Origin of the sequence: Dialister pneumosintes (assembly GCF_001717505.1) — a bacterium.
Taxonomy (GTDB): domain Bacteria; phylum Bacillota; class Negativicutes; order Veillonellales; family Dialisteraceae; genus Allisonella; species Allisonella pneumosinta.
Window position 1 is genome coordinate 803,581 of the sequence record NZ_CP017037.1, and the last position, 21,479, is coordinate 825,059.

Sequence of the window (21,479 nt, forward strand, 5' to 3'; positions counted from 1 at the left end):
GTTTTCCCTCTCTATCCAATATATTTTCGATGAGCAATCTTAACATTGCTCTGTTTGACCATTGCGTACTGCAAGGTCGTATCTATTTTCCTATGCCCCAAGAGCTGTTGCAATTGCTCAATAGGCATTCCTTTATCTATTGCTATTGTTGCAAGCGTACGCCTGAACTTATGCGGATGCACTTTTTGTAACCCTAATTGCTTTCCAAATTCACGCAAACGAACCTCAACTCCACCAATTTTCAGCCTTTCGTGTGGCGATTTCAACGACACAAACAGAGCCGGATTATCGTCCGTTCTGCTTCCTAAGTAATTCTGCAAATGTATCTTTGTTCTTGCATCAAAGTAAACAACCCTTTCTTTACTGCCCTTACCGAAAACAATACATTCTCTCTCATTGAAATCAATATCATTGCGGTTAAGTAGCACCATTTCTCCTACACGCATACCAGTAGAAGCAAGCATATCTATCATTGCCAAGTCCCTCGGCTCGGTACAGTTATCTCTCATAAGTTCCAATGCTTCGTCAGAGTATGTTTCTTTAATGTTCGTGCCTGTTTTGACCTTATGTATTCGCCTGACAGGACTTTTCAGTATATAGTCCTCATCTTCCAACCACGAGAAGAAACTTGAAAGAATACGGCGTATATTGTCTATTGTAACTTTACTTGACTTTTTCTTTTCCTGATACTCTGTCAGGTATCCTCTTATATCATCTGTAACTATATGTTTGACATCTTTTTGGAGTTCATTAAGCATAGCTTCAATAGTAGCTTTGTAGTACTTAAGAGATTTTTCAGAACAGCCCTCTATTCGCTTTGCCGATAAGAACAGTTCTACAAAGTTCTGCTCCGAAATTTTTTCTTGTTGCTTGTTTTCTGTTACCTCGTACCTTACGAGGGTGTATTGTAACACCTCTTGCAACCTTTCGCTTTGTGCATTGTTCAAGTACGGTAACATTCCTTGAACAACATCTTTGATTAAATCTTGTTTCACAGTCAATCCTCCTTTATTCTTAGAGAACGACTATGGGGCGGAAGTCCCCCGATATTAACTTCTGCCACCCACAGAAGTTATGGGTATGTTATATGCTAAACAATAATTTAGAGCAGCAAGCTCAGGCTATATTCAAAGAATGGTTTATAGACAATCCTGAAAACAATGAATGGTCAACGGGAACATTCTCTGAGCTTATTAAATCAACCTTAAATGGTGATTGGGGAAAAGAAGCACCAACAGGCAATAATACCGAAAAGGTTTACTGCATTAGAGGTGCAGATATTCCCGAAGTCAAAGCAGGCAACAAAGGCAAAATGCCCACAAGATATATTCTTCCTAAAAACTTTTCCACAAAACAACTTACAGCCGGTGACATTGTTGTTGAAATTTCAGGAGGTAGTCCTACTCAATCAACCGGTAGATGTACAGCTATAACTCAATCATTACTCGACCGTTATGATAGCGGTATGGTTTGCACAAATTTCTGTAAAGCAATGAAACCCAAAGAAGGATACAGTTTGTTCATCTACTATTATTGGCAATACCTGTATGGTAAAGGCATTTTTTTCTCTTATGAAAACGGCACAACAGGTATTAAGAACCTTGACTTCTCAGGCTTTATCGAAACGGAAACTATTTTAATTCCACCAGTAGATAAAGTTATGGCATTTGATGATTATTGCAAATCGATTTTCAATCAGATTTTTGCCAATGGCAAGCAAAATGAACATCTTGCTGTACTCCGAGATGCTCTGTTACCTAAACTTATGTCTGGCGAACTAGATGTTTCCAACATCGAACTCTAAGCCGCTAAATTATTGTTTATCGCATTGTTCAACTCGATTTTTTCATCATAATCGCCTAATATTGAAGCTATCTTTTCTTGTATTTCAATACTTGGAATTTCAACTTCGATATTATCAAAAGTGTTTCGTGTTATGGTATCAAACACTGAACCATGAGTATTCTTTTTTATTACTGAAATATTGTGCTTTATTAGATAATACAGATAATCACTTGTTACTATTTCTGTTCTTGCTCTAAGTCCGTAACAGGACTGATTAAATGCCATAGGTAACGGGACTGTTGCTATCTCGCCAACCGTTCCTCTTGCGGAGATAATCACATCACCCCTTTGTAAGAGCTTAGTTGATGATTTTTCCAACCCTAATTGCGTTATTGATTTTTCCGTCTCATAAACATATCGAAGACCATTGTTAAAATCTTTAACAGATAGCCATGGAATATTTCCATTCCAATATTCAGGTTTGCCAGTTTTGGGAGTACCGCCACCAATCAACTCCATTACCTCAGAAAGCTTAAACTTCATACCCAATCGCCCCCAGTTTCTTTCTGATTTCCTCTTCCAGTTCATGAGATTTCTCAAACATACCCGAAAGCTCTGAGGTCAGCCTTTTCATCTTTTCCTCAAAAGGCTCTCCGTCATCTTCTTGCTCCTCAATACCTACATATCGACCGGGAGTTAAGATATAGTCCTGTTTTGCTATATCTTCTATTGACACTATGGCAGAAAATCCCTTTTTCTCCTCTAATTCTCCATTTTGAAAATCTTCAAAGGCTTTCGCTAATAAATCAATATCTCCAAGACTTCCATCTTCTTGTATTCCTTCCGTAAAATCTCTATGTTTTCTATCAACCATATATCCCATTTTTCTGGCGTCAATAAATAGAGTCTTCCCTTTTTGTTTTTTATTTTTAGTGATGAACCACAAGGTAACAGGAATAGTTACACTATAAAACAGCTGTGTCGGCAAAGCTACAATTCCTTCAACGAGATCATCTTCTATAATCTTTTTCCTTATTTCTCCTTCTCCGGAAGATTGGGATGATAATGCTCCATTAGCAAGTACTAAACCTATTTTCCCATTAGGTGCTAAGTGGTGAATCATATGTTGTATCCACGCATAGTTTGCATTTCCCGATGGCGGAGTTCCATATTTCCACCTTACATCATCTTTTAATTTATCCGCTCCCCAATTTGAAAGGTTAAATGGTGGATTTGCCATAATGAAATCCGATTTTAATGTTTTATGGATGTCATTAAAAAATGTATCGGCATGGTAAGAGCCGAAATTGGCATCAATTCCTCTTATAGCCATATTCATTTTCGCCATCTTCCATGTATCTGCATTAGATTCCTGTCCATAAACAGAAATATTACCTCTATTGTCACTATGAGCCTGTACAAACTTTTCACTCTGCACAAACATGCCACCACTGCCGCAGCAAGGATCATATACACGGCAATTATTAAACGGCTTTAAAATAGCAACAATAGTCTTAACAATACTTGATGGTGTATAAAATTCACCACCTTTAGTTCCCTCATAGGCTGCAAACTGAGCGATACAATATTCATAAGTTCTTCCAAGTAAATCTTTACTTGCCTCAGTTCCATCCATTTTTACTTCGTTAGTAAATAAGTCAACGACTTCCCCCAATACTCTTTTATCCAAATCAGGGCTGGCATAGTTCTTAGGCAAAACATTTTTTAAACTCGCATTTTCTTTTTCGATTGCCCTCATTGCTTCATCAATTACTGTACCAATTTCAGGTGTGTGTGCAACAGAAGAAATCTTGCTCCAACGAGCTTCTTCCGGTACAAAGAAAATATTTTCTTCTGCATATGCATCCCTATCGTTTTCAAAACCATCACCTTCTTTTAGAAGTTCCTCATAGCGTTTTTCAAAGGCACTGGATATATAACGAAGAAAAATAAGTCCAACAATTACTTTTCTATATTCAGCAGCAGGAATATGTCCCCAAAGAACACAAGCTGCGTCCCAAATTTGTTTTTCAAAACCTATATTTGCATTATTTTTTCCAGCCATTCTTTATTCACCATCCTCTTCAAATTCCATAATATCGTCTAATGTACAATCCAAAGCTTTGCAAATCTTACCTAAAACTTCAACTGTTACATTGTCATTCTTGTTGAGCTTGTTGATAGTATATGTACTAACTCCGGCTATTTGAGCTAACTCTTTCTTTTTCATATCTCTATCTAATAAAATATGCCACAATCTTTTATAATTAGCTTTCATTAAATTTCCTCACTTTCTATGAGTCCCTAAACCTAATTTATAATATTATATCATTTCCCAACACAAAAAATATAGCGTTCTCTCCATTTTTATTTTAGATTTTATAAATTTCTATATTTTATCAACATAAATATGTGAACTCATAAAATATATGAAGTCGGCGCCGTCATAAGACCACACCAACCATAAGTTTATCTCTCAGCTTCTTTGGAAGCTTCTTTCTTTTCTTTAGGCTTTTCTTTAGGCTTTTCCTTATCGTCAGCCTGATGCCTCTTAATTGCGCCAATAACTGATTCCTTTTTATCCTCCGTTTTATTTCTGCCAAGATAATCATTCATATTAACTTTCAGATGTTCCAACTCCTCATATTGTGCTGCTAATGAATTATGTTTCTTAGCAATCTCCTCTTGCTTAACTTGTAATTCTTTGGAACGCTCATTTAATTTCTTGAAAAGATTTTTACCAGATTTTGCTTTTAACTCTCCCAACACTACATGTCTCAAATGAGGAAATTGCTTAAGGAAAATATCTATTTCCTCATAGGATTTCTGATAGGCTTCCACATCTTTTCTGTTCATCATCATGTAGATTTTATCATTCGGATTTTTACGATAACCCTCGTAATGTTCTCGCTTGTTGATACAGACTTGAATATGCTTTACTACTTCCTTTATCCTATTTTGTTCCAATGACATCTTATCAAATTCTCGTTTCAAGTCATTCATTTCAATAGAGATCCGGCTGATGCCACGCTCCAATTCTTCCATTGAGTTAAAGCCTTTGTTTCTGATTTCAACAAGCGTTGAAGCTGCTGTTTGAAGATTGTGCTTTGTCGCCCAATGCTCATATCCTTTGCTGGAATTTGCTTTATCGTTGTTCTTAATGTCTATGATATTGCCCAGATCTTTGTCTTTATTTCGGATTCTTTCTTTGATTTTTTCTTCTGTGTAGTTATCCCCTATGGTTTTCGCTCTTGTAAATCTCTGCTGATTTTTCTGTTTGAAAGCAATATACTTTCCAAACTTAATTTCATATCCATATTGTTCCATTATTTTAAGAAAATGTTCCCAGTTTATTGCTTTTTGAATTACTCTATCCATATCAAATTGAAGTCTTGACTTATAACTTTTACCTTTTTTATCTTCATTCCAGTCATACCAATTCACAAATTTTCTTCGCTTAATCTCGTTGATTTCTTTTTCTGTTTCTTGGTCAAGTACAGATAAATTATGCTCCTTACAAAGCTTATCGCTTTGATTTCGGATATTCATATAGGAACCGTAATAGGAATGATATATCTTACCTTCTTCGACATCAATGGAATTAAAAATTATGTGATTATGGATATGGTCTTTGTCGATATGCGTTGCTAAGACATATTCATATTTTCCCTCTAAAATCTTTTCGCAAAGTTCAATTCCAACTTGATGTGCTTCTTCAAAACTCACTTCTTCTGGAACAAAAGATTGAATTAGATAATGAGCCAAAGTCTTTGTTTTTGAGTTAAACTGTTTCTTTGTAAGTTCAAATTCCTTGTGGGCATTTTCTCTACTACACAGGTGCGTCGTAACATAGATTTCATCATCGGTTTTATAGCCATTACAGATATAGTCTATCGCCTTTTTAAGTGTTGTTTTGATCGGATGTATCTTTGTAACAGCCATCACCCGATTACCTCATTGATAATATAGTCTGAAACTTTTTCTCTAAATCCTGATAAAAAAAGTAGTTCTCCCTGCAAGGCTTTCTTGATACTTTCAATATCATCTTTATAAATAGCTCCTGTACTGTTTACTTCCTTTGCAATCTGATTCAGGTTCACTGAGTTACGACTGCCAAGGGAAGAAAGTTCTCGCAGTTCTTTTCTAAACTCACCGGATAAATCAATGCTAATAATTCTATTCTTGAAAATACTGTCTCTATAAAACTCTCTTTTGCTCTTAAAATTGGTCAATGCAAATCTTCGGTTAAGCTCTTTCATATCTTCTTCATTCTATAAATAAAAAACACAAAAGGAGTTTGCAGAATTTTTAGGAATCCCTCAACCGTCCATGTCTGCATACGAAAATGGAAAAAATAATCCTACAATAGATGTTCTGATAGATATTGCCGATAAATGCAATGTATCTTTAGACTGGATTGCCGGAAGAAGTGACTATACTTTCGGTCTTTCAAGCATGAGAGATTTTGTATTATTTATGTATGAACTGGCAATGAAAAAAGAAATTGGATTTGAAATAATTGTGGAAGATAAATTCCCAAATAATGACATTGAAACCGATGAAAATAAATGGAATGTTAAGCTTGTGTTCTATGGTAATGATAAAGAACACGCTTTTAATGCTGACGTATGCAATATCCTAAAAGAGTTGTCTGATAATCTGTTTGACTTGGAATCCTACTCTATTACAAAGGAACAGTTTGATTCTATGAAAAATAAATCCGCAGAGTATTATTCTCTACCACTAACACAGAAAGAATTTGAAGAACTGAGCCGTGATGAGATTTTAAAGAAGAGAATTGAGTATTTGAAAGAAAATAATTTGCTATAAAAAGAAATGCTATGGGAACTCCCTGTAGCATTTTTAAATACAAAAAAATCACCCAAAGAATTACTCTTTAGGTGACCCATTTCTAAAATCTGCAAGCATTTTGCAAGCACAACACTTGCAAAACCGCTATTTATAAGGCTTTACAGTCTATTTTTAACTATTCCCACTCAATGGTGGACGGTGGTTTAGAGGTGATATCGTACACTACTCTATTAACACCTTTTACTTCGTTACAGATACGACGGCTCATTTCATCGAGAACTTCCCATGGGAAACGGAAGTAATCGGCGGTCATTCCGTCAGAGCTGGTTACGGCACGAATGCCTACGGTATAGTCATAGGTTCTTTCATCGCCTTGTACGCCAACGCTACGAATAGCTGCCGGCAATACGGCAAAGGATTGCCAGATGTCATTATAAAGTCCATGCTGTTTAATAACATCACGAACAATGAAGTCTGCTTTACGTAAAATATCCAATCTTTCAGGAGTGATATCACCAATGATACGAATGGCAAGACCCGGTCCAGGGAAGGGTTGGCGATTAATAACTTCTTCCGGAAGTCCCAATTCACGGCCTAATTGTCTTACTTCATCTTTAAACAATTCACGAAGCGGTTCAATTAACTTAAACTTCATATCCTTAGGAAGTCCACCTACATTATGATGAGACTTAATGGTAGCAGCGGTAGCTGTACCGCTTTCTACAACGTCGGGATATAGAGTGCCTTGTACGAGGAATTTTACATTGGAAAGCTTATTTGCTTCACGTTGGAATGTATTAATAAATTCTGCACCAATGGTTTTACGTTTCTTTTCAGGTTCAGTAACACCGGATAACAAATCCATAAAGTGTTTAGATGCATCTACATGAACCAGTTTCATATTAAATTTATTGGTAAAAGTATCTACGACTTGTTCTGCTTCTCCAAGACGCAAGAATCCATGATCAACAAATACACAGGTCAGCTGATCCCCAATAGCTTTGTGTACGAGCACCGCTGCCACAGAAGAGTCTACCCCACCGGATAATGCACAAATGACATTATCGCTACCTACTTGTTCACGAATATTCTGTCCGGCAATATCTACGTAATTTTCCATAGACCAACCGCCGTCACAACGAGCAATCTTGAAAAGGAAATTCTTTAAAAGAGCTGTACCTTCTTCTGTATGTACTACTTCCGGATGGAATTGCACCGCATACATTTTGCGTTCTTCATTAGCAACAGCTGCGGTCGGAGTCAAATCGGTATGTCCTGCCAAGCTGAATCCTTTAGGCATTTCCACAACGGAATCTCCATGACTCATCCATACAGCCGATTCTTTAGAAAGTCCATCAAATAGAGAGTTTTCTCCGTCTAAATAGAACATAGCATGTCCATATTCTCTCTTAGCCGGACGAGCTACTTTACCGCCTAATTCATTACAAATGAGCTGCATACCGTAGCAAATTCCTAATACAGGGATACCTGCTTCAAAAATTTTATTATCAATTTTCGGTGCGTCCGGTGCATTCACACTGGATGGTCCACCGGATAAAATAATTGCTTTAGGATTTTTAGCTAATATTTCATCAGCAGATTTGACATAAGGTAAAATTTCGCAATATACACCGCATTCACGTACACGACGAGCAATAAGTTGTGCATACTGACCACCAAAATCGACAATAATAACGATTTCCTGATGCTCCATGGATTCCTCCTGTTAATTCAAATATATTATGGAAGTTATTATATCATAAGAATTCTATTTTCTTGCTATTCTGCATCAAAAAATGGAAGTTCTTCCAAGTAGATAATATCTCCACGATTGATAGCATCGCCTTCTGCCAATACGGCACATTTCCCTACAATCTGCCCACCTGCTTGCTCCGCCAAGTTTTCAAGAGCTTTCAATGAACCGCCTGTACTAATTACATCATCGACTAAAAGAACTTTATGCCCACGAATACGTGCAATATCATCGTCCATAAGACAGAGAATTTGTTTTCCTTGTGTAGTAATAGATTCATCTTCTACAATAAGCGGATTTTCCATATAGGCTTTAACAGATTTTCTAGCTACTACATAATGTTGCAATCCCATTTTACGAGCCATTGCTTCGGCTAAAGGAATTCCTTTAGTTTCTGCCGTCAAAATCACTTCTACATCTTGAGGTACTTTAGCAACCAAAGCTTCTGCCGCTTTTTCTGTAAGCTCTATATCCCCAAGAATAATAAATCCTGCAATTGCTATTTCTTCATTCAAATTAATAATAGGAAGTTTTCTTTTACAACCTGCCACTTGCATTTCATAAAATCGGTTTGCCACTTTTTATTTCTCTCCTAATAAGTATTTTTATAAATAAACACAAAAGTTGTGTATATTTCATTCTCTAGTCGTAATATGCACAACAGGTACGGACTCTATCTTGATTTGAATCGTGTCCTCTTCCGGTTTCTGCAGCTTTGTATTTGCGATCTTGTCTTTTGGTAATGTCTTTTTTACTTCTTTTTTCTTAGATTCGTTTTTCTTTTCTGCCACTTGTTTTTTATCTACCATTACTTTTTTATCCGTATATTCTTTCTTCTCAGATGTAGTAATTACATTTTTCTTACTCTGTTTTGCTTTCTGTTGTTGCTTATTATAGATAAGTTCACTAATTTCTTTTTCATATTTTTCACGATGTACACTATTTGCCATGTCTTCTCGAATTAAAACAGCAGCTAGCGTTAACGGATTTGCGGTGTTTTTAGGAAGAAGGTGCCACTTATCCGTAGCATCCAACACATAATTTTTCCCATCAACAGCTAATTTAAAATAAGTGGTATTGGTATCAACAATCAAATCATTTCTAATATGAAGAAGATTGGCTGCTACTTGAATGTCATTTTTTGTTACATTGGTAACAACTGTAGAATGCACATCCATAAACAAATGGGTTCCGGATTTACGATTTCCCGTACTAAGCATTGGATAATTGATATCATTATTAAAATAAGAAATCGCATCTGTATGCATATATCCACCTATTGCCAAGGATATAACCAGGCAAGAGGTGCAAAAAAGATGTTTTATTTTCATAGCGGATGCCTCTCTTTCTTATTTTAAAATTATATGCCGTATGTATTATAGCATAATCACTAAACTGAAAAGGATTATAACTTACCTTCTTTCTTTGCTTTTCTAATATCTAAATCAAGCACAAATGCTTGCCCCGGAATAACAATAGCTACATCAAGTCCTTGTTCTTCCGCTTCCTTTTTAAACTGTTTAACATCTTGTTCAATAATCGGCCAAGTGTCATAGTGAATCGGTATCACGGTTTTAGCTTGAAGCATTTGTGCCGCACGAATGGCATCTGACGGTCCCATAGTATAGTTGTCTCCAATGGGGAGTATTGCATAATCAATATGGAACGATTCTCCAATGAGTTTCATATCACCAAAAAGAGCGGTATCCCCTGCATAATAAACAGTCGGTCCATCCGTAAATGAAATCACATATCCACAAGCTATACCGCCGGCTACACCGGAGCTATGCATAGCAGGCACCATCGTAATATGTCCATAAGGAGTTTCTACTGTACCGCCTAAGTTCATTCCGTGACTATGAATCCCTTTTTCAGGAAACAAAGCCAATACTTCCGGAATAGCTATAACAACAGATTCTGTTCGTTGTGCAATAGAAATAGCATCTCCAAAGTGGTCATCATGTGCATGTGTTAACAAAATCATATTACAAAAAACTTCTTTTTCTGTAATATCCGCTTTGGTATTTCCTGTAAAAAAAGGATCAAATAACATCGTTATTTTTTGTGTTTTTAATTCAAAACAAGAATGCCCATGATAAATATATTTAAATTTATATTTCATTATTGCGTTCTCCTTATATAGCTTCTATTGTGATTTATTTTTTCTTGCCATAATTTCTTTGATGATTTGTTGTGAAACTTCAGAAAGTGTCATACTTCGCTTCATGCTAATGACTTGTATTCGCCGATGTGCTTCATTTTCCGTGATGCCATAGCAATCCATAAGAAGTCCTTTCGCACGACTCATTATTTTTTTCTCTGCAATATCGGCTTCCATCTGTCGCACACGTTCTACCATTTCTACTCGTTTTTTAAATTGGCTTACTGCAATGGTAAGTGCAGGAAATAAGTTTTTTTCTTCTACGGGTTTCATGACATAACCGAACACCATAGACTCTCCTGCTTTTTTTATAATGTTTTCATCTCCAAAGGCGGTAAGAAGTACAACCGGTGCCCATTGGTTATGTGCTATGATTTTAGCTGCTTGCAATCCATCCAATCGAGGCATTTTAACATCGAGAACAGCCACATCCGGTTTCCATTTTTCAACCAGTTCTAAAGCTTCCACGCCATCTACGCCTACCCCGACGACCTCATGCCCTGCTTCTTCCAACATTTCTCTTAAATCCATAGAGCTTAGCACTTCATCATCAGCAATAACAATCCGATACTGTTCCATTATCCCATCTCTCCTATCGGACAAATAATTTCAGCAACGACCATATCTTCTTCGTTTCTAAATAAAAATTCTCCCCGAAGTTCCAGTTCAACTAATGTTTTGACAATCTGCAACCCCAGCCCATATGAATGGCTATTAAAATTATCCGGTAATTGTTTTCCATTATTTTTTATAACAATATGTAACCCATCCGTATCCATCCAATCTTTTACAACCAGTATTCCGCCGACTTGGTTTGATACACCATGTCGAATGGCATTCTGAATGAGTTCGTTAACGGCAATCGATAAATGTACCGCTTTTTCTGAATTCAGAATAATCGAAGTTTGTAATTCTTCTCGTAACAGTTCCCAACTGCGATTTCCTAAACTCTTAACAGATAAATCACAGAGTTTATTTAACAGCATATTCCAATCAATATCTTCTCCACTTTGATGTGCTAATACATCATGTACTTGTGAAATACTTAAAATTCGATCTACTGCTTTTTTTAGTGCTTGTTTTGTGTCTTCATCTCCCGAGCGACGCATTTGCATACGAAGCAATCCGGCTACTGTATTTAAGCTATTTTTTACTCGATGATGAATTTCTTTAATCACGGACTCTTTTACCAAAATTTGCCGTTCTTTTTCTCTTACAACGGTTACATCGGAAACAATGAGAATCGTACGTATTACTCGTCCATCTTTGAGCAAGGGAAATGCCCAAATAAACAAGGTTACATCTCCAATCCGTTCTTCTTGACAGTCCGGTCTTCCTGTTTCTCTTACTTTTTGAATTAAAGGTAAGCGAGATAAAATCTTACCTGCAACCGATTCTTTGTTACTCCCGTCTCTATCCATAACCAAATAAAGTCCGGAAGCAGTATCATTGGCATACAAAATACGTCCTACTGCATCTAAAATAAGGATGCCGTCTTGAGGACGCACTTGCCGGTATTCTTCCTGTGAAAGAGGAAGTTGTAAAATCTGATAAGCGGTATCTGTCAATATTTGCTGTTGCTCTAAATGATTAGCCATAAATCCGACAACAGCAAAGGGAACTCCTGCATTGTCTAAAATAGGATAAGCGGTCACTCCAACGATACGTCCTATTTCCAATTCTTTTCGCCCTACAACTTTTTCTCCACTGCGAAGTACAGATGTTGCAATAGCGACTTCTTCTGATAAAAAAGTATCCCCTTCCATGAGATGTGTTTTTCCGGTATCAAAAGAAGGTTTGGATGCTGAAAGAATAACCATCATATCTTTATTCTTTCCTTTGGCACATATATACACTTGGTTTCGTGATATATCGGCAGCAAAATTAAGTGCAGCCGGTAAATAGGTCAATATGCGAGCCTGCACTTCTGTTAAATTCGTATATTCTCTTATCAAGGAATATAATTGCTCAGTCATTGTTTATCTTTTCTGCCAAAAAAGGCAATCGGGGATTAGCATTCATCGTAAGTGGAGCATACATACCTGCCTGTGCCATGTAGTAAGCTCGACAGCCAATCATCGCACCGTTATCTGTACATAAAACAGGATCCGGACAGCATAGACGGATACCTTGCTTTTCACAAGCTAAAGATAATGCTTGTCGAAGTCCATGATTAGCCGCCACACCACCTGCTAAAGTTAATGTTTTAAATCCTGTTTTCTTTAAAGCCGCCATCGTTTTATCTACGACTGTATTTACTACCGTTTTTTGGAAAGAAGCTGCTACATCTTCTTTAGAAATTTCCTGTTTTTTCATTTCTGCCGTATGTAGATAATTGATAACCGCCGATTTAAGTCCGCTAAAAGAAAAATCAAAAGTATCATGTTCTCTTTGTAGCGGTATCGGAAATGGGATAGCATCCGGATTTCCTTGTGCCGCTAATGTATCAATATGAGGTCCCCCCGGATAAGGATATCCCATTACACGTGCAATTTTATCAAAAGCTTCACCGGCTGCATCGTCTCTTGTTTCTCCCAATAACTTAAAGGTATTATAGTCTTCCACCACAACAAGCATAGTGTGGCCCCCGGAAACAACCAATGATAAGAAAGGGGGTTCTAAGTCGGGATATTGAAGTAAATTGGCAAAAATATGACCTTCCATATGATTCACAGCAATAAGAGGTTTATTTAATGCCCAAGCACAAGCTTTTGCTGCTGCCACTCCCACCAATAAAGCACCTACCAATCCCGGACCTTCTGTAACAGCTATAGCATCGATATCTTTCCAATCCACTTGTGCTTGTTCTAATGCTTCGATAGCCACCGGCAATATATCTTCAATATGATGTCTTGAAGCAATTTCAGGTACTACTCCACCAAATTTCCTATGAATATCTACTTGTGTAGAAATAATGTTTGATAAAATTTTACGACCATTTTCAATAACTGCACAAGATGTTTCATCACAACTTGTTTCAAAGGCCAAAATTTTCATAACTACTCCTATAATACTTTTGTCATAATATAACCGTCTTCTTTAGGAAGCTGATACACATCTTTACGTAAGGCTACAATAGAAAGTCCTTGTTTTTTGTAAAAAATTTGTGCCGGTTCATTACTTACACGCACTTCTAAAAACATGGTTTTTATTTCATATTCTTTTGCTTCTTTTATACCTGCATCCAAGAGTTTCTTTGCAATACCTTGTCGTCTAAAAGGCTCTTCCACTGCAATATTAACAAGTTGTAATTCATCAACAACAAACCAAAAACACGCAAAAGCAATCACTTGTTGATCAGATTCCGCTACCCAATAGTGACTCAAAGGTTGTTCTAAATCATGTATCACAGTTTCTTTCTTCCATGCATCTGTAAAACAATGAGTTCCAATATGGTAAATGAAATTTACATCTGCTCTTGTAGCAGGACGAATAATTACACTTTCCCGTGTCGTTTCTCCCACTGCACTTCCGCCTCACTTCTACGAATATAGTTCGGAACCATAGTCAATGGATTAGAACTTTCATTTTTCTTTAATTTCTGCCAAGCTGCCATCGCAACACTGCCTGCACGACAACAACGCATAGTTTGCGGTGCCAATAAAATACCGGCTTCTTTTAATTTGTCTGCATACTTTTCCGCCGCTTCCCCCATAGCCACCACGGGAAGTAAACTTCCTTTTACTTTTTCAATCACTTCTTCTATCAGAAATACACCTTCCGCTTCTTCTTGTATTACACGCATATGAGAAGTATTGTATAAGGCTGCATATACATGACCACGCTGTGCATCCATAAGAGGAAGAGCATACACATATCCGCCACATAGATTCCACGCTAAAGCTTCTAAGGTATCTACTCCAATAAGAGGTACTTTCCAAAGATATGACATCATTTTGGCACTGGTTAACCCAATACGCAAACCGGTAAAAGATCCCGGTCCGATAGAACATGCCACGGCAGTAATGTCTTCTCTTAATACACCTGCATCTTTCATCATTTCATCTATATGAGGGATTAACTGTTCAGAATGTGTCAACTTTCTTTGTACGGTCCATTCCGATATAAGAGTATCTTCCTTTGCTAATGCACAGCTCAAAATCAAGGAAGAAGTATCAATGGCTAGTAACATACTGCTTAAGCTCCTTTATCAAGGTCGATGGAGTTTTATCTGTCCATGTAATGATAAACTTTCTTTCTGTTTCAGAAAGAACTTGAATGGTAATGCATAAAGCCTCTTCCGGTATTAAATCGGGAAAAAGATTAGCCCATTCAACAACGGTTACCCCTCCCACACTATATTCACCCCATCCGATGTTATATAGTTCTTCTTCTCTATCCAGTCGATAGAAATCAAAGTGTTTAAAAGGTAATTTTCCTTCATATATATTCATAATGTTAAATGTAGGACTGGTTATGTTATCAAGAATACCGATACCTTTGGCAATGCCTTGCACTAAATGCGTCTTGCCTGCGCCCAAATCACCTGTTAAAGCAATAAATAAATCTTCTTCCGCATGTTTCCCAATCCGTTGTCCAAAGTTTTGTGTTTCTTCGGTCATGTGTGTATAGAAAATGAGTTCATGCATTACATAACCACCTCAACATTTCATCAAAACGAGATTCACCGATACGTCGACCTTCTTCATATAAATTACGTAGTTTATGAATATTTCTTTCTGTCCTGCTTACATGAACACTATGCTCAGGACGAATAATAAAGGCACGTCCTTCCTTTTCCCGTTGCAGCAGTTCTTCTACTTTTTCATTATATCGTTCAGGAATGGTTGCCATTAATTCATTGATCTTAGGATAACTTCCTCCCAACATCATAGAAAGTAATGCTCTTTCTATTTTATGAATATGCTTTTTCCTATAATTCTTATCTCGAGTAAGAATATATACCGGCTTTTTTGTAACAAAAGGAAGTTCTTCCGGCAGCGGTGCTAAAGGCATCCCTACGCCACCATCTACATATAATTTGTTCCCTAATTGCACAGGTTTTGAGAATAATGGAATAGAGCAACTGGCCTCACAAGCCTGTTTATATTCATCCCAGGTACATCCTTTATTGGAAATATACGTAATTTTCCCCGTATCACAACTAGTCACTAATGCCAGCATACGTTCCGATGCTGTCATAAATGTATCTTTGTCAAAAGGCATTAAATTTTCTGCCAACTCTCCAAATATAAATGAAAAGTTAAAATAATCTCCTCCTCGAATCAAATGTCTTATCCCCATATATCGGCGATCATTTGCATATCTTAGATTAACGCGTTTATTTCTCTCCTTTTGACGAGATAAATAGCAGAGAGCTTGTAAAGTACCGGCTGAAATAGCTACTATCTGAGGAAAATAATATCCTCTATCCATAAAAGCATCTAATACTCCAGCTGTAAAGATACCTCGCATAGCACCGCCTTCTAAAATAAGAGTGCCACTTGGCTTATTGATTTCTTTACTCTCTACCACAATAATGCCTTCTTTCTAATATTACTTAATAGATTTTGCAGATTGATTCTTTACGGCTTCCATTTTGGCACGAATAGCTTCTTGATCTCCTAAAAATTTTCTGTCGATAACAGAAAAATCTTCGTTTAAATGATATACCAAGGGGATACCGGTAGGAACATTAATTCCCACAATTTCTTCATCGGAAATACCTTCTATATATTTCATTAATGCACGAATAGAATTTCCGTGAGCAGCAATCAATATGTTTTTCCCATTAACAATCTGCGGCTTAATCACATTCTCAAAATACGGTGCTACTCGAGCCACGGTATCCTTTAAACATTCTGCATGTGGAAGTACAATTTCTTTCTTAATTTCATCATATACCGATTGATTTTCCGGACAACGTGCATCTCCCACCTCTAAAGCAGGTGGTCTTACATCATAAGAACGTCTCCACAAAAGAACTTGTTCTTCTCCGTAGGCATCTGCAGTTTCTGTCTTATTTTTCCCCTGCAAAGCACCATAGTGACGTTCATTTAGCCGATAGTCTTTAATTACGGGAATCCAATGCAAATCCATTTGATCTAAAACCGTATAGGCGGTATGGATAGCACGCTTTAAAACGGAAGTATAACAAACATCAAAAGTATATCCTTCTTGCTTTAAAAGTTGCCCGGCTTGTTTCGCTTCTTCATATCCCTGTTCGGTCAGGTCAACATCTGTCCAACCACAAAACAAATTTTTCTTATTCCATTGACTTTGTCCATGACGAATAACCACCAATGTATACATCGAATACCTCCACTACGATTTAAAATGACAAAACCCTTTAACCTCTAACACTTTTTTCTCACCTTGATATGTCAGTGATACTACACCTTCTCCGGCAGACTCCACCCGCCCGATCACATATATAGGTTCTTGTGTCAATAATGATAATTTAGCTTCCTTAATAGTAAATACCAACTCATAGTCCTCTCCACCAACTAAAGCATAATGAATAGGACTTACCCCCACTTTTTCAGATAATTTTATAGTTTCTTGTGATAAAGGAATTTGTTCTCCTACAATGCTCATATTTACTTGGCTTGCTTGTGCAATTTCATACAGCTCACTAGAAAGCCCATCTGAGATATCATTCATAGAAGATGCTCCACACTCTCTGATTTTCATTGCCAAATTCGGTGAAGGAAGCGGTCTTTGATGCTTTTGTACGATATGAGGAAACAAAGATTCCCATTTACGATAAATAGCCTCTAAACCTGCCCCTGCATCACCTACCGTACCTGTCACACATACCACATCCCCCACTTGTGCCTGTCGACGAGTAACGGCGGTATTCAAAGGTACTTCTCCGATAACCGTGCCGGTAAGAACAATCCCATGTGGCGAACCAGTCATATCTCCACCCAATAAATTCATTCGATAATATTTACAAGCAGCACGAATGCCTTCATAACAATTTTCTAACCATTCGGCGGGTAAATCAGAAGGTACGGTTACAGACACAACTAAGCCTGTAGGTTGTCCACCCATAGCTGCGATATCACTCACATTGGATGCACACAATTTAAACCCGACATCAAAAGCAGACATCGTTTGATGAGTAAAGTGTACTCCTTCTACCATCGTATCTGTAGAAATAATTTCATCCATCTCAGGTCTTGTATAAACTACAGCACCATCATCGCCAATTCCGACTTTTACCAACTCGGGACGATAAATAAAATCCCGGGTAATTTTTTCTATAGATTTAAATTCTCCGAGGTCTTTTATCGTTTGTTTCTTTGTCAAAGAATCTCAACTCCTCGTTTCTTTAAGTCTTCTATATTCTTTTTGTGTTCTTCAAGTGATACATATCCTACACAATCGGACAACAAAGATACTGTATGTCCTGCTTTCAACAAAGATAGAATCGTTTCACGGACACAGTATTCAGATGCAATACCACCAACAATTACATGTGATGATACGATGTCTTTCAGTACAGTTCCATCTTCATTCATAGCTAAATAAGCAGAATATTCTTCTATTTCATCACTCTTTCCTTTTAAAAAAATATTCTTTTTATTAGGTCTTTCCGATTCTCTGTGTATCTGTTCAAAAACAGCACTTAAAGCAGCCCCTTTTGTACCGGCTACACAATGCACAGGCCATATGCCTCCATTTACTAAAAAAGATTGATTTGTCTCACCATGCCAATCGGAAGTGTAAATTACATCTACCTCATGTGTATTTATATAATTTACAAGATTGGAAACCGCTTCATGACTATGTGCACAAGCCAAAGAGCCATCAATAAAATCATACTGACAATCTACAATGATAAGATGATCCATAGTCGTCTCCTTACCGTATAAAACCAATAATTTTTCTTATAGTAAATTATTTTTATTGTAACAGTTTTTACTAAATCTGCACAACTATATTATAGTCAAATTTAGCCATAATACTTGTATTTTAAAGATTTTTTAGAAAACTGTTATTTATGAGTAAAACTAATCAATTAAAACCAAAGCGATTGCGAGAAAACAAATTCCACCCCTTTTTATTAAGTTTTATTATTATTTATGTTAATATAACAAATATAATCATTATAAAGGAGATGCATACTATTGGACTTTTTAACTTCACTTTTTACTTTATTTAATATCGGATTTTTATCTCATCTGGTAGCAAGATTAACAGGAGCTAATGCTTCTATACTTATTTTTTGCGGATTATTAATTGTAGGTGCAACACCCTTTCAAATAGCCGGTATTATGGTTTCTTACCTTGTATTAATAAAGTTAGCATTATTCACACAAGGTCGCCAACTTACATTTAAGAACTTTCAAATATTCCGTGGTTGGATTCTTTGGGCATCTTTAGCAGTAACCTTCGCAGCACTCTTCATATATCCGTTTGGTGCACTCACTTTATTTTTGCTTATGTTCCTTTTAGAACTCACTATCCGGCTAGGTTACTACGTACCGGAACAACTCCGCATTCCACTTAATACCCGAATCCTTTATATTGCTATTGCATCTGCACTGATGGTTCTGGGCGTTACTCTAACGCAATACATACCTGCTGAAACATATAAGTATCTGGGTATCAGTGCAGCACTGCTCTCATGTGGATTCTTTTGGTGGGTAGGCAATGATCGTAAACGATTCCAAAATATTTGGGATTATTTAGTAATTTCCAGCTTCTTCTTCAGTGGATTATTCGGATTTGAATTTTCTGATTGGGTCCTGGATTTGCATCGAGCAGAACCAACAAAGAATCGCTTAACAGAAAACCTTCCGCTCATTATGATTCCTGCATTCTTTATTGCTATGTTAGCTTCTAACTTACTGTTTAATATATTCCCGTTATCAGGAATGGTTTTAGTATTATTCGGTACCTTATGCATTCGTTTATTTGGGTTCTATATGGTTTCGGGACGTGGAAAGATGAGTATAATAGCATTAGCTTTTACAATTCTTGCTGTTATCTGTGTACTCTTAGTTGATCCTAAACTAACAGGCTTTGATAATGCTTTTGATAATTTAATGAATAGTACTTTTATGTTTAGCCTTGATTCTATAAAATCACTATTCTAATAAAAAAGACACTGTTTTAACAGTGTCTTTTTTATTAACTCTTTTTGCATGAAAAAAGGATGTTCATCAAGAACATCCTTTTATTATCTATTCTACTGTAACAGACTTAGCCAAGTTTCTTGGCTTATCTACATCATTGCCACGTTTAATTCCTGTAAAGTATGCTAACAGCTGCATAGGCACTACCGAAAGAATCGGTGCGATAAATTCATCTACTCTTGGAATGCGAACTACATCTGTAGCATATTTTTCTAAATTATCATCATCCTCATATCCGATGCTGATTACTTCTGCTTCTCTTGCACGTACTTCTTGGATATTACTGTACATCTTAGAATCCACATGCGACTGTGATACTACAGCAATAACGGGAGTATCTTTAGTAATTAATGCCAACGTCCCATGCTTTAATTCACCTGCAGCATAAGCTTCTGCATGGATGTAAGAAATTTCCTTAAGTTTTAAGGCGCCTTCCATAGCAATTGCATAGTCAATAGAACGACCAAGATAGAATATATCTTTAGCATGAATAAAAGAATCCGCTAATTTTTCCATATGATCTTTTTCTTTTAGAACTTCTGTAATTTTTTCCGGCAAGATTAATAAAGAATCCGTAATCGTTTTAACTACAGACGGTGCTACCGTTTCCTTTACTTGCCCCATATACAAAGCTAATAACAATAAAGCCACTAACTGTGTTGTATATGCTTTGGTAGATGCTACTGCAATTTCCGGACCTGCCAATGTATATATAGTATAATCCGCTTCCCTTGCAATAGAAGAACCGATAGAGTTGGTAATAGCAATGCTGCGTGCACCTAATCTTTTTGCTTCTTTAAGTGCAGCTTGGGTATCCAGCGTTTCCCCGGATTGGCTCACTACAATGCACAGAGTTCTTGCTGTAGTCAAAGGTTGACGATAACGGTATTCGGATGCAATATCCACTTCTACAGGAATCTTAACAAAACGTTCGATATAATGTTTAGCTACCAACCCTGCATGATAAGCGGTTCCACAAGCGGTAATTAAAATATTATCAATATTTTCTAAATCTGCTTTAATCCAGTTTAAATTATCAAAACAAACGCTTCCATCTTTAGCTACATGCATAGCTACCGTATCATGAATAGCTTTCGGCTGTTCATAAATTTCCTTGAGCATAAAATGTGGATATCCATTTTTCTCTGCCGCTTCCGCCGACCAGTTTACTTCTTGTACTTTCTTGGAAATAGGTAACCCATCACCATCAAATACGGAAACTTTATCTTTCTTGACAATGACAAGTTCTTTATCATTGATGACAAAAATACGTCTTGTTTTATTAATAACGGCAGGAATATCCGATGCAATAAAGTTCTCACCTTTACCAAGTCCAATGATTAACGGATTCTCACTCTTTGTGCAAATAATAGTATCCGGATAATCACTATTCATAAACAATAAGGTATAAGTACCGGTAATTTCTTTTACTACTTTACGAACAGTAGAAAAAAAGTCTCCATCATCGAGTTCTTCTGCTAAATGAGCAACTACTTCAGAATCTGTTTCCGATTTAAATACATGCCCTTTTTCTATTAATTGCTTTTTTAAAGTCAAGTAGTTTTCAATAATTCCATTATGAACAATCACAAAATGATTACGAGAATCACCATGTGGATGTGAATTCACATCAGATGGTTGCCCATGTGTCGCCCAACGAGTATGTCCAATACCCATAGTCCCTATCAATGGCGTTGCTTTTAATGCAGCTTCTAAATTTGCTAAGCCGCCTTTCTTCTTAACAATATTTATTTTATTGTTATCAAAAACAGCAATACCTGCAGAATCATAGCCTCTGTATTCAAGGCGACGAAGTCCATCAACTAAAAATTCTGATGCTTCTTTGTCTCCCACATAGCCAACAATACCGCACATATCATAT

The 21,479-nt window shown here is 36.8% G+C and carries 22 protein-coding genes and 2 pseudogenes; 3 read left to right on the top strand and 21 right to left on the bottom strand.

What is annotated here, in order from left to right; genetic code table 11:
* Nucleotides 1-11: 11 nt before the first annotated feature.
* A complete protein-coding gene (xerA, locus tag BCB69_RS03955) occupies nucleotides 12-995 on the bottom strand; it encodes a site-specific tyrosine recombinase/integron integrase (protein WP_069177072.1) in 984 nt (327 codons plus the stop codon).
* A gap of 92 nt (nucleotides 996-1,087) precedes the next feature.
* Here xerA and BCB69_RS03960 point away from each other — a divergent pair, with 92 nt between their 5' ends.
* On the top strand, nucleotides 1,088-1,804 hold the full coding sequence (locus BCB69_RS03960; protein WP_159049970.1) for a restriction endonuclease subunit S: 717 nt from the start codon (nucleotides 1,088-1,090) through the stop codon (nucleotides 1,802-1,804).
* On the opposite strand, the gene BCB69_RS03965 is transcribed toward BCB69_RS03960, so the two are convergent.
* The 5 genes and pseudogenes from BCB69_RS03965 to BCB69_RS06560 form a co-directional block, all read right to left on the bottom strand.
* The gene (locus BCB69_RS03965; protein WP_216821528.1) at nucleotides 1,801-2,328 is read right to left on the bottom strand and encodes a restriction endonuclease subunit S; all 528 of its coding nucleotides are present in this window, start codon (nucleotides 2,326-2,328) and stop codon (nucleotides 1,801-1,803) included. The genes BCB69_RS03960 and BCB69_RS03965 overlap by 4 nt on opposite strands.
* Nucleotides 2,318-3,850, bottom strand: a complete 1,533-nt coding sequence (locus BCB69_RS03970; RefSeq protein ID WP_069177073.1) for a type I restriction-modification system subunit M — start codon at nucleotides 3,848-3,850, stop codon at nucleotides 2,318-2,320. Before BCB69_RS03970 ends, BCB69_RS03965 begins: the two co-directional genes overlap by 11 nt.
* Nucleotides 3,851-3,853: 3 nt before the next feature.
* A complete protein-coding gene (locus BCB69_RS03975; RefSeq protein ID WP_069177074.1) occupies nucleotides 3,854-4,063 on the bottom strand; it encodes a helix-turn-helix domain-containing protein in 210 nt (69 codons plus the stop codon).
* Between the two features lie 1,283 nt (nucleotides 4,064-5,346).
* Nucleotides 5,347-5,727, bottom strand: a pseudogene (locus BCB69_RS06585) (relaxase/mobilization nuclease domain-containing protein); the annotation flags it as partial.
* Complete coding sequence (locus BCB69_RS06560; protein ID WP_069177076.1) at nucleotides 5,727-6,044, bottom strand: plasmid mobilization relaxosome protein MobC; 318 nt, start codon at nucleotides 6,042-6,044, stop codon at nucleotides 5,727-5,729. The pseudogene BCB69_RS06585 and the gene BCB69_RS06560, both read right to left, overlap by 1 nt.
* A gap of 34 nt (nucleotides 6,045-6,078) precedes the next feature.
* Between BCB69_RS06560 and BCB69_RS03990 the strand changes: the two are divergent.
* Nucleotides 6,079-6,615: pseudogene (locus tag BCB69_RS03990) on the top strand (helix-turn-helix domain-containing protein); the annotation flags it as partial.
* A 157-nt stretch (nucleotides 6,616-6,772) separates the two neighbouring features.
* Here the strand turns inward: BCB69_RS03990 and guaA are convergent.
* The 14 genes from guaA to BCB69_RS04060 form a co-directional block, all read right to left on the bottom strand.
* On the bottom strand, nucleotides 6,773-8,311 hold the full coding sequence (guaA, locus tag BCB69_RS03995; RefSeq protein WP_069177077.1) for a glutamine-hydrolyzing GMP synthase: 1,539 nt from the start codon (nucleotides 8,309-8,311) through the stop codon (nucleotides 6,773-6,775).
* Between the two features lie 65 nt (nucleotides 8,312-8,376).
* Nucleotides 8,377-8,928, bottom strand: coding sequence for a phosphoribosyltransferase family protein (locus tag BCB69_RS04000; protein ID WP_069177078.1), 552 nt, complete (start codon nucleotides 8,926-8,928; stop codon nucleotides 8,377-8,379).
* A 57-nt stretch (nucleotides 8,929-8,985) separates the two neighbouring features.
* Nucleotides 8,986-9,681 (bottom strand): hypothetical protein, encoded by a 696-nt coding sequence (locus BCB69_RS04005; protein WP_159049971.1) that lies wholly within the window; start codon nucleotides 9,679-9,681, stop codon nucleotides 8,986-8,988.
* 74 nt (nucleotides 9,682-9,755) lie between these two features.
* Nucleotides 9,756-10,472 carry a metal-dependent hydrolase gene (locus tag BCB69_RS04010; protein WP_069177080.1) on the bottom strand — a complete coding sequence of 239 codons (717 nt, stop codon included), beginning with the start codon at nucleotides 10,470-10,472 and terminating at the stop codon, nucleotides 9,756-9,758.
* Nucleotides 10,473-10,496: 24 nt separating this feature from the next.
* A complete protein-coding gene (locus BCB69_RS04015; RefSeq protein WP_069177081.1) occupies nucleotides 10,497-11,090 on the bottom strand; it encodes an ANTAR domain-containing response regulator in 594 nt (197 codons plus the stop codon).
* Nucleotides 11,090-12,487, bottom strand: a complete 1,398-nt coding sequence (locus BCB69_RS04020; protein WP_069177082.1) for a sensor histidine kinase — start codon at nucleotides 12,485-12,487, stop codon at nucleotides 11,090-11,092. The genes BCB69_RS04015 and BCB69_RS04020 overlap by 1 nt, the downstream gene beginning before the upstream one ends.
* Nucleotides 12,480-13,508: a tRNA (adenosine(37)-N6)-threonylcarbamoyltransferase complex transferase subunit TsaD gene (tsaD, locus tag BCB69_RS04025; protein ID WP_069177083.1), complete on the bottom strand. Its 1,029-nt coding sequence runs from the start codon at nucleotides 13,506-13,508 to the stop codon at nucleotides 12,480-12,482. Before tsaD ends, BCB69_RS04020 begins: the two co-directional genes overlap by 8 nt.
* 8 nt (nucleotides 13,509-13,516) lie before the next feature.
* Nucleotides 13,517-13,975 carry a ribosomal protein S18-alanine N-acetyltransferase gene (gene rimI / locus BCB69_RS04030; protein WP_069177084.1) on the bottom strand — a complete coding sequence of 153 codons (459 nt, stop codon included), beginning with the start codon at nucleotides 13,973-13,975 and terminating at the stop codon, nucleotides 13,517-13,519.
* Complete coding sequence (gene tsaB / locus BCB69_RS04035; RefSeq protein WP_069177085.1) at nucleotides 13,948-14,643, bottom strand: tRNA (adenosine(37)-N6)-threonylcarbamoyltransferase complex dimerization subunit type 1 TsaB; 696 nt, start codon at nucleotides 14,641-14,643, stop codon at nucleotides 13,948-13,950. Before tsaB ends, rimI begins: the two co-directional genes overlap by 28 nt.
* The gene (gene tsaE / locus BCB69_RS04040) at nucleotides 14,627-15,100 is read right to left on the bottom strand and encodes a tRNA (adenosine(37)-N6)-threonylcarbamoyltransferase complex ATPase subunit type 1 TsaE (protein WP_069177086.1); all 474 of its coding nucleotides are present in this window, start codon (nucleotides 15,098-15,100) and stop codon (nucleotides 14,627-14,629) included. Before tsaE ends, tsaB begins: the two co-directional genes overlap by 17 nt.
* Nucleotides 15,093-15,986: a patatin-like phospholipase family protein gene (locus BCB69_RS04045; protein ID WP_022513453.1), complete on the bottom strand. Its 894-nt coding sequence runs from the start codon at nucleotides 15,984-15,986 to the stop codon at nucleotides 15,093-15,095. The genes tsaE and BCB69_RS04045 overlap by 8 nt, the downstream gene beginning before the upstream one ends.
* Nucleotides 15,987-16,007: 21 nt before the next feature.
* Nucleotides 16,008-16,763 carry a 2,3-diphosphoglycerate-dependent phosphoglycerate mutase gene (gpmA, locus tag BCB69_RS04050; RefSeq protein ID WP_069177088.1) on the bottom strand — a complete coding sequence of 252 codons (756 nt, stop codon included), beginning with the start codon at nucleotides 16,761-16,763 and terminating at the stop codon, nucleotides 16,008-16,010.
* A 12-nt stretch (nucleotides 16,764-16,775) separates the two neighbouring features.
* Nucleotides 16,776-17,765, bottom strand: coding sequence for a thiamine-phosphate kinase (gene thiL / locus BCB69_RS04055; protein WP_083990012.1), 990 nt, complete (start codon nucleotides 17,763-17,765; stop codon nucleotides 16,776-16,778).
* Nucleotides 17,762-18,310, bottom strand: a complete 549-nt coding sequence (locus BCB69_RS04060) for an isochorismatase family protein (protein ID WP_069177089.1) — start codon at nucleotides 18,308-18,310, stop codon at nucleotides 17,762-17,764. The genes thiL and BCB69_RS04060 overlap by 4 nt, the downstream gene beginning before the upstream one ends.
* Before the next feature lie 276 nt (nucleotides 18,311-18,586).
* Between BCB69_RS04060 and BCB69_RS04065 the strand changes: the two genes are divergently transcribed.
* A complete protein-coding gene (locus BCB69_RS04065; RefSeq protein WP_022513831.1) occupies nucleotides 18,587-19,558 on the top strand; it encodes a hypothetical protein in 972 nt (323 codons plus the stop codon).
* Nucleotides 19,559-19,645: 87 nt separating this feature from the next.
* On the opposite strand, the gene glmS is transcribed toward BCB69_RS04065, so the two are convergent.
* The gene (gene glmS / locus BCB69_RS04070) at nucleotides 19,646-21,472 is read right to left on the bottom strand and encodes a glutamine--fructose-6-phosphate transaminase (isomerizing) (protein WP_022513832.1); all 1,827 of its coding nucleotides are present in this window, start codon (nucleotides 21,470-21,472) and stop codon (nucleotides 19,646-19,648) included.
* Nucleotides 21,473-21,479 lie beyond the last annotated feature (7 nt).

What these genes read in the sequence shown, in the direction of transcription:
- tsaE (WP_069177086.1), bottom strand. Translation starts at nt 15,100, where the DNA reads ATGCATGAACTCATTTTCTATACACACATGACCGAAGAAACACAAAAC.
- BCB69_RS03975 (WP_069177074.1), bottom strand. Translation starts at nt 4,063, where the DNA reads ATGAAAGCTAATTATAAAAGATTGTGGCATATTTTATTAGATAGAGAT.
- tsaD (WP_069177083.1), bottom strand. Translation starts at nt 13,508, where the DNA reads ATGAAAATTTTGGCCTTTGAAACAAGTTGTGATGAAACATCTTGTGCA.
- gpmA (WP_069177088.1), bottom strand. Translation starts at nt 16,763, where the DNA reads ATGTATACATTGGTGGTTATTCGTCATGGACAAAGTCAATGGAATAAG.
- glmS (WP_022513832.1), bottom strand. Translation starts at nt 21,472, where the DNA reads ATGTGCGGTATTGTTGGCTATGTGGGAGACAAAGAAGCATCAGAATTT.
- guaA (WP_069177077.1), bottom strand. Translation starts at nt 8,311, where the DNA reads ATGGAGCATCAGGAAATCGTTATTATTGTCGATTTTGGTGGTCAGTAT.
- BCB69_RS04015 (WP_069177081.1), bottom strand. Translation starts at nt 11,090, where the DNA reads ATGGAACAGTATCGGATTGTTATTGCTGATGATGAAGTGCTAAGCTCT.
- BCB69_RS04005 (WP_159049971.1), bottom strand. Translation starts at nt 9,681, where the DNA reads ATGAAAATAAAACATCTTTTTTGCACCTCTTGCCTGGTTATATCCTTG.
- BCB69_RS04020 (WP_069177082.1), bottom strand. Translation starts at nt 12,487, where the DNA reads ATGACTGAGCAATTATATTCCTTGATAAGAGAATATACGAATTTAACA.
- tsaB (WP_069177085.1), bottom strand. Translation starts at nt 14,643, where the DNA reads ATGTTACTAGCCATTGATACTTCTTCCTTGATTTTGAGCTGTGCATTA.
- BCB69_RS04010 (WP_069177080.1), bottom strand. Translation starts at nt 10,472, where the DNA reads ATGAAATATAAATTTAAATATATTTATCATGGGCATTCTTGTTTTGAA.
- BCB69_RS03970 (WP_069177073.1), bottom strand. Translation starts at nt 3,850, where the DNA reads ATGGCTGGAAAAAATAATGCAAATATAGGTTTTGAAAAACAAATTTGG.
- BCB69_RS04060 (WP_069177089.1), bottom strand. Translation starts at nt 18,310, where the DNA reads ATGGATCATCTTATCATTGTAGATTGTCAGTATGATTTTATTGATGGC.
- BCB69_RS03965 (WP_216821528.1), bottom strand. Translation starts at nt 2,328, where the DNA reads ATGAAGTTTAAGCTTTCTGAGGTAATGGAGTTGATTGGTGGCGGTACT.
- BCB69_RS06560 (WP_069177076.1), bottom strand. Translation starts at nt 6,044, where the DNA reads ATGAAAGAGCTTAACCGAAGATTTGCATTGACCAATTTTAAGAGCAAA.
- BCB69_RS03960 (WP_159049970.1), top strand. Translation starts at nt 1,088, where the DNA reads ATGCTAAACAATAATTTAGAGCAGCAAGCTCAGGCTATATTCAAAGAA.